We start from the raw sequence: 8,109 nt of genomic DNA, 5'->3' as shown, positions 1-8,109 counted from the left end.
CAATCCTATAATTGATTCTCAATATGTTATGATTGACATAGTGGGAAATAGAAGTGCAATTTTTATGAAAATTATTTTTAAGAGTGAAAGTTGGGTTAAATTCTTCATATAGGCTTTCTGTTCTCATCTTAGCTTTTAAATTATAGTAATTATACTGATAAATCACACAGATTTGGGCGTTCAATTGCTAATTCATAATTTGAGGGTGATGGGCAGAGCCATTGGTAGATACAATTTGAACAAGGATATTGGTCACGAATTCTCAACCAGCATTTTCCTTCGGTAATTTCCCTATACACTATAGAATGAGGAGATTCATCTATTCTCCCAATAGGCGAACTATGTGTATTGCTATATACTGCTCCATCACAATCTATGGTTAATGTGCCAAAATCATGTATATTAATAGCTTGACGAGTAAATATTTCTCGCTTCGAAAGATTTGCATTCAAAAAATCTTCTTCACGAATAAAAACATATTCTCTCATAAAATCTATATTCTTTCCTGTATAAATAGGAATTACTTTGTAAGACAAAGCCGGATACAAGCTTACTATATCCTCTATTTGTTCCATATCCTGTTCTGAAGCTACAATAAAAGTATATAAGATATGTGGACTAATGATAGGAGATATTTTTTTACTGGCACATTCAGTCACTAAAATATTCAGATTGAAATTTTCATCCAAAAAATCAATATTTGTATTACTCCGACAATCCTCTTCTAAGCAATAATAAACTACTCTATATGGATAGTTTTTTAGATTGCTTATTAGTTTTTCATAATCTGGATATTCCCATATATTCCCCAACAAGCCAACAGTTGACAGTAAGTTTGATTTTTTCGAATTGTCAATAAAGTCAAACACATCATCTTTATTTAGCACCTCGGTTGACTGTTTTGGATACAATATTTGCTTAAAATAATTATCATTTCCATATTTACTCCCATTTATATTAAAAATGAGTGTATGGAGGTTATCCATAATATTACCACTTTCTTTTCGTTGCTCGTAGTTGTATCTATAGAAATCTTGGGTTTGCTGTATTTTTAGTAATGGTTTAAATGTGATTCTTTTTTTTGCATCTTCCTCAGATTCAACTCCACCAGCTTCAATATTTTCTATATCAGTTATCCAATTTTGTATATTTTTATCCAAAATAAGTTTTTGAGACAATCTAGTCCTATAAAGATTATTCACATTCAACAATTCTTCTAATACCATATTTAAAACCTCATTGTTTTTAAACACAAATATCTTTTGATTGAGACAATTGTACACACATCCTTTTTCATTGTTGGTCCATAAAAAGGTTTCTTGGTTTAGATACAGAAAACTATATTCAACTTTATTCATTCAATTATGGTTAATTCGTTTAATATTTTTAAATACAAATAGGGATGCTGATTTAGGTACATTAATCCATTCACATCAATTTCCTTTTTTTCTCTAATTGCCCTATAAAATTCGCATCCGGAAAAAGAACCATCAATAACACTATTTGATTGGTATATGCAAATACTACACGTTTTTCTTTGACTACAAGAAAAACATTTATTTATATATTTAAAAATGAATTCATTATGTTTCTTTGCAACAGAAGAAAGATTTATATGAACTTCATCATCAACATAACCAAATGAAAAATTATAATTTACCCTTTCGCATGGAAGTATTTGTCCATTTACTGTTATAAACATTTTCTTATAAAAAGGAACACACGTTCCTGTTGGAAAAGTTTTCAATCTGTCTTTATCAATAATCAATTCATAATAACTTCTATATATATTTCCCGAACTACGAAACATATATTCTACTATATTGTATGTTTGAGGATTATCTGTAAATAAGTTATCTTCTAACTCTTTACTGCACGATTGACTTATACTGCTATACAAACTCTGATATGTTTTGTTAAACTCATCAAGTTTATCTTTGCGTATACCCGAAGTATTTAATGAACTAATGTGTGGACGCTTACCAAATTCGTTAGATATAAATTCGTATATAGATTCTGCACTGTTTCTATTATGCAACACTGAGTTGAAGCTAACATGCTTTCCAAAATAATGCGGATATTTACTCTGAAGTAATTTTACATTTTTCAATACCTTATCGAAAGAATTATTTCCCTTACAATCAATGCGATAACTATGTCCTTCTTTGTTTCCATCCAGACTAATCAGTAGTTGAAAATTTTTCTCAACCAGATAATCCATATGAATATCCAAAAGCATTGCATTTGTTGTCATTGAGTAGGTAAAGAATCTTCCAACTGATGGCAGACTTTCCATATAAGTTATTATTTTCTTTATTAAGGCAATATTCATTAACGGCTCACCTCCATAAAAGCTAACAGCTGTTCTTTGAAGAACATCTTTACAGTTATGGTTGCTCCACAAATCATAAAGATAGTCTATTATCTTCTTTGCTCTATCGAAAGTCATATTCCCACTATTCCTTGTATCCACCTCTTGATAGAATTGAGAATATCCACAATACTTACACTTTAGATTACAGTTTTCGGTAACCTCAAAAACTAATTGCCTGAGATTTATTAAATTATAAAGAACATCTTCCTGCGTTATTTCTCTAAATTCTACCATAAACTCTATTTATAATGTGCTATTACCAAAACCAAATTATCATCCTCTTTTAATCGGGAAGCTATTTCTTTTAACTCCCCTTTGAGTTCGCCTTTTTGGTACCTTTCAACCAAATCCGATGCTTTATAACGATCTTCTCCATGATTTCTTGGCAAATTTGAATAGAAACAATTATCAGGAAATCTGGTTCTATCTTTACCGTAATTATAATCGTACACTTTCCATTCTTCGAACCTTTTAGTACGTTTGTCCCAAATAATTCTTAATGCGTGGGCATGTATCTGATGTCGTTTTACAGGGTCAAAAATCATATCTACTATCCTGAATACAGTAAAATAGTCTGTATCGAACTCTGCGATAACCACCTTGGGATACTTCTTCTTTACCTGCACCGGAGGGATTCTGTAAGCAATGGGAGACAAGGTCATATTTTTGAAAGAATAAATAGTATCCAGAGAAATATCAGAGATTATAGCATTCTCCGCACCAGCAGTAAACAACTGAAACATATTAAAAGTTACTCCTGAACCTAATGATGTTCTGACCCTACTTACCGTTTTGCTTATTCGATCTGACACGTTAATCGACAGAGGTATTAACTTTCCATCTTCTTTATCTATCAAATAATAAGGGTGAGAGTCGGCACCTTCGGGCGTGTCTTCCGAAGAATAAGGAAAATCAAAGTTATAGCCTATTAAATATTGTTCATTGTAANTTTATAAATGCCATCGAACGAATAAACCTTTACTAACTTGTCACTACTAAAAACAAACAGTTCCTCTTTTTCAAAATCACAGGTTATATTTAAAATAGCGCTATATTCTTCTGGTCCATTTCCAAATCTATTAATCTTGGATAAAAACTTTCCTGTACGGCTAAACTTCCATATATCACCATATGTTCCGGAAGTCCAAATATATTTATCAGAAACAACAAACGCTGCCGTAGGTTTCAACAAAGATTCATCAGTTGTTTCTAGTGGTATGTATTCCATATTGGCTATCTCGTGAAGATCTTTAATCTCCACGGGATAGTTTGCACGGTTTACTTCAATAACCGGTAAATCTGAATCTTTGTTCGCATTATCATTGCATCCTACAAGAAAAAACAGTAAATAAATACACATTTTATTTCTCATAATATTCAATTTATTTATAGTGCGCTATTACCAAAACCAAATTATCATCCTCTTTTAATTGGGAAGCAATTTCTTTTAACTCCCCCTTGAGTTCACCTTTTTGGTACCTTTCAACCAAATCCGATGCATTGTAAAAACATTCCCCATGATTTCTTGGTAAATTTGAAAACAAACCATTGTCAGGGAAACTGGTTTTATCTTTACCGTAATTATAATCGTACACTTTCCATTCTTCGAACCTTTTAGTACGTTTGTCCCAAACTATTCTTAATGCATGGGCATGTATCTGATGTCGTTTTACAGGGTCAAAAATCATATCTACTATCCTGAATACAGTAAAATAGTCTGTATCGAACTCTGCAATAACCACCTTGGGATACTTCTTCTTTACCTGCACCGGAGGGATTCTGTAAGCAATGGGAGACAAGGTCATATTTTTGAAAGAATAAATAGTATCCAAAGATATATCTGAGATTATAGCATTCTCTGCACCAGCAGCAAACAACTGAAACATAGGAAAGGTTACTCCTGAACCCAATGATGTTCTGACCCTACTTACTGTTTTGCTTATTCGATCTGACACGTTAATCGACAGAGGTACTAATTTTCCATCTTCTTTGTCTATCAAATAATAAGGGTGAGAGTCGGCACCTTCGGGCGTGTCTTCCGAAGAATAAGGAAAATCAAAGTTATAGCCTATTAAATATTGTTCATTGTAATTATGCAAACAAAAATCTAACATTATATTATCCGGAAATGAAAGAGTTCGTTTATAAATGCCATCGAACGAATAAACCTTTACTAACTTGTCACTACTAAAAACAAACAGTTCCTCTTTTTCAAAATCACAGGTTATATTTAAAATAGCACTATATTCTTCTGGTCCATTTCCAAATCTATTAATCTTGGATAAAAACTTTCCTGTACGGCTAAACTTCCATATATTACCATATGTTTCGGAAGCCCAAATATATTTATCGGAAACAACAAACACCCCTGTAGTCCCCAACAAAGATTCATCGATAGTTTCTAGTGGTATGTACTCCACATCAGCCACCTCGTGGAGATCTTTAATCTCCACGGGATAGTTTGTACGGTTTACTTCAATAATCGGTAAATTTGAATCTTTGTTTATATTATCAGCACATCCTACAAGAAGAAGTAACAAGTAGATACATAAACTTTCCTTCATGCCATTTATTTTTCTATTTGATTTGCTCTGGCTTCACCGTTTTCCACATTCGACCCGCCATTGTCATTAAAAGCTTTTACGCTATCATGATAATAACCGGAACTTTTAATTTCTCCGCATGCACATTTAGGCTCAAGACACACACATACACAAGTTCCACCTGCACCAGAACCTCCTCTTAAAAGATTTTGTTCTTTTTCTGTCATCTCAACTTTACTTAAGTTAGACAAGGTTATTCTTCGTAGTTTTCTCATAAAAAAATAATTTTAATTAAACAATCGTTTTATATAATCTCAAATATTCCTTTATATATCTTCCCATCAACCGTCACTTCCAACCTATAGTTCCCACTTTCTTCACCCAATAAGTTAACCATAAACCCGTCCGGATTCATAACCGAATTAGAATACACCACACAACCAGTATCTTCATTAACTATGGTAATACCCACCGATACGCATGGATATCTAAACTCCAATATAACCGCAGCATTTTCAAGAAAGGCTCTAACAGGAACAACCGGAAGAGAACGAAGAAGGGGTTTTTCATTTCCCTTTAAATCAATGATTTCTCTTTCAGCTGTCACTGCAGCCTTCCCCACAATAAAAAAGAATAAGAGAAGGCTGCCTAAAAATAGTTTTGTTTTCATGATATAGAATTCATTTGAGTGATACACAAAACTATGTAAAAGGAGAGATAATACAATAAGAAAAGCGTGACAATACGCGTGACAACGATTCAAGCACGCGTATTGTCACGTTTTACCCAACATCAATTACTCTTAAAGATGCAAGTATACAATTCGTCACCAATAATTTTTTTAATGCGAGATCTTCGTTTCCGAAGTGCATCGTTTCCCAAATCCATAAGAACTTCGACAGCGCGAACCTTGAAACCTAATAAGTATAGAATGCAACAATATAAATCATCCGTTTGCAGATCGGGAAACGAAGTTGAGAGTGCATTGATTGTATCAGAAAAAATAGTTGTAATATCATTTTTTAGTTCGGATTTAGTAGTAACAGGCAATGTGTGTTTATGTTTTGGATTTTTCCACAAAACATTCAACGTAGCACAATGAACATTTTGTTTCAATAAAGCAATACATGCCTGATGTTTTTCGCTATTTAATACAGAGTTTATTGACTCATTTACTAATAAAGATGCAATAGGTATAGGAGATGCAGCAGGTATAAGCAATTGAGACTGTTGCTCAGGTTTTCCTTTTCTATAAAACAAATACAAAGCGATTAAAAGTAGCAAAATCAAAAGAACTGATATTATTTTGATTGGTTCTTTTTTTTCTTCAATTGATAGCTGTTTACCAATTAGCAATGCGGTTTCTTTTCTTCTTGAGTTGGCATCAATTGTATCATTCATAGCAAGGTATACCTTATTATAATAAATTGTTTTTTCAAGATTTCCTTCTTTTTCTTCAATTCCACCCAGTTCATAATTAGCCGAAGCACGCACATAAATACTATTAGCATTAAGACAAGGAAGCAAATAAACACGTGCAGAATCTAACTGTCCCAACTTATGATAAACTTTACCCATTGTATTAAGTGTAGAAAAAGATACGTTAGCCTTAGAGGCTATTTGTATTGATTTTGACAAATAATAATATGCCGAATCCAAACTACCCATTCGGCTGTATACTTCACCAATATCTCCATAAAGCAATGATGTAATTTTTTTATCAGTGGGTTGTATATATTTTAAAGCCTCTTTATAATAATACAAAACACTATCCTGTTTTTCTACATATCTGTACGAAAGTCCTAAACTTCTTGCAAATTGTACAATATCATTTTTATTCCCTAATTTCAAACTAACAAAATACGCCCGCTTTGCCATTTTAAGTGCCTGATCATAAAAATCCTGTTCAGTATACAGGCAAGACAAATTATTGCAAATCAATGCCGTCAGCCTATCTTCTTTCTTTCCTTTAGTCTTCAGGGCTTCTTGATATGCTTTCATTTCTTCCGACTTCATTCCCATATCCCTATACACACTCCCTAAATAAAAGTATGCCTTAGCCTTTTTATCCACATTCCGATTTTTATAATAATCCACTGCCACCTGTATTAATGAATCGCTGGTATGAGTAATATAATTCTTGTCGTCGGCTTGAGTTTTCAATAATGCATAAAAAGCTTGATCGCGCTTCTTCATTTCTGGGGGTTGTTCAATGCTTTGTAATAAAAGCAAAGCACTATCGGCACAACATTCCATAAGCGAATCGGCTTGCAATAATACTGTGTTTGATATCTTTTCCGAGGTACACGAAAAGCAGAAAAGCAATAAAAAGGATATAAGTGTTAATATCGTTTTTGACATAGTTTTACAATTAGATTACTTTAAGATTTTAATAAAAATACTAAATGTTAACTACCTACTCTTAATCTTGTTGAATATTTGCGTTTTTTTAACAAGCATCCAATTCATTGTCACCATCTACATGTAAACTTTCATCCATTCATAAATCAATACTATTTTTCATGCTGCAAAACGTTGTTTCAAAATGCAGCATTTCACACTTTCGAAATGCAGCATTTTGAATGAACGAAATGCAGCATTTCATCAATGCAAAATGCAGCATTTTGAAAATAGGCAATAAAATAGGCCACACAACGCGTATAACGGTGGTAAGGAAAGCAATTTTCCACTTTTTGTTGCTTTTAGGCGGTGTGAAACAAGTAAACAAAGCTATTGGTTTCGGAAAGATTTTTCATTATTGATTTCACCACAGAGTTCGCAGAGTTACACAGAGTTCTAAATTCCATGCGGCATCGTATTTGAAAACTCTGTACTGCTGTGAGCTCTGTGGTGAATCATAGGGACTTTCTGGCAGAAAACTCTGGATTCTCCCACACTATAGTCCATAGTTTTCCATAAAATAATCCATACTTCTGTGCAGCTATATAGACCGAAGGATCGAAGCTATATAGCTGAGTGTCTTTGTTCTATATAGCATCGACCCATCGTGCTATATAGCTTCAGGCATCTGTTCTATATAGAAAGATATTTTACTTATTATTGAATTACGGCTATGAGCTATGATACTTCGAATGTAAGCGTCTCCGCTTTGTCGCCTATATTGTATTTCTTGTTTGTTCTTGGTCAAGGAATGACTGATTTTTTAAAATTCAAAGGGATTTCTTAAGAATT

8 protein-coding genes are annotated in these 8,109 nt (G+C 33.0%); all 8 read right to left on the bottom strand.

Annotated features, from left to right (window positions below; genetic code table 11):
• Positions 1–149 precede the first annotated feature (149 nt).
• The 8 genes from D0T85_RS21830 to D0T85_RS21795 all read right to left on the bottom strand — a co-directional run bounded on the left by D0T85_RS21830 (position 150) and on the right by D0T85_RS21795 (position 7,278).
• Positions 150–1,358, bottom strand: a complete 1,209-nt coding sequence (locus D0T85_RS21830; RefSeq protein ID WP_163215642.1) for a TIGR04150 pseudo-rSAM protein — start codon at positions 1,356–1,358, stop codon at positions 150–152.
• Positions 1,355–2,608 (bottom strand): radical SAM peptide maturase, encoded by a 1,254-nt coding sequence (locus tag D0T85_RS21825; protein WP_163215641.1) that lies wholly within the window; start codon positions 2,606–2,608, stop codon positions 1,355–1,357. Before D0T85_RS21825 ends, D0T85_RS21830 begins: the two co-directional genes overlap by 4 nt.
• 5 nt (positions 2,609–2,613) lie before the next feature.
• Positions 2,614–3,231, bottom strand: a complete 618-nt coding sequence (locus tag D0T85_RS21820) for a hypothetical protein (RefSeq protein ID WP_163215640.1) — start codon at positions 3,229–3,231, stop codon at positions 2,614–2,616.
• Positions 3,232–3,302: 71 nt separating this feature from the next.
• Positions 3,303–3,746 (bottom strand): 6-bladed beta-propeller, encoded by a 444-nt coding sequence (locus D0T85_RS21815; protein ID WP_163215639.1) that lies wholly within the window; start codon positions 3,744–3,746, stop codon positions 3,303–3,305.
• A 10-nt stretch (positions 3,747–3,756) separates the two neighbouring features.
• Positions 3,757–4,938, bottom strand: coding sequence for a 6-bladed beta-propeller (locus D0T85_RS21810; RefSeq protein ID WP_163215638.1), 1,182 nt, complete (start codon positions 4,936–4,938; stop codon positions 3,757–3,759).
• 5 nt (positions 4,939–4,943) lie between these two features.
• Positions 4,944–5,192, bottom strand: a complete 249-nt coding sequence (locus tag D0T85_RS21805) for a TIGR04149 family rSAM-modified RiPP (protein ID WP_163215637.1) — start codon at positions 5,190–5,192, stop codon at positions 4,944–4,946.
• A 29-nt stretch (positions 5,193–5,221) separates the two neighbouring features.
• Entirely contained in the window at positions 5,222–5,587 is a 366-nt protein-coding gene (locus tag D0T85_RS21800; RefSeq protein WP_163215636.1) for a DUF3244 domain-containing protein, read from the bottom strand.
• Positions 5,588–5,709: 122 nt separating this feature from the next.
• Positions 5,710–7,278, bottom strand: a complete 1,569-nt coding sequence (locus D0T85_RS21795; RefSeq protein WP_163215635.1) for a tetratricopeptide repeat protein — start codon at positions 7,276–7,278, stop codon at positions 5,710–5,712.
• Positions 7,279–8,109 lie beyond the last annotated feature (831 nt).

The sequence above is a fragment of the Bacteroides sp. 519 genome (genome assembly GCF_010500955.1).
Classification (GTDB): Bacteria; Bacteroidota; Bacteroidia; order Bacteroidales; family Bacteroidaceae; genus Bacteroides.
Note: the sequence above shows the minus strand (reverse complement) of the source record. Positions and strands in the feature narration are given on the sequence as shown.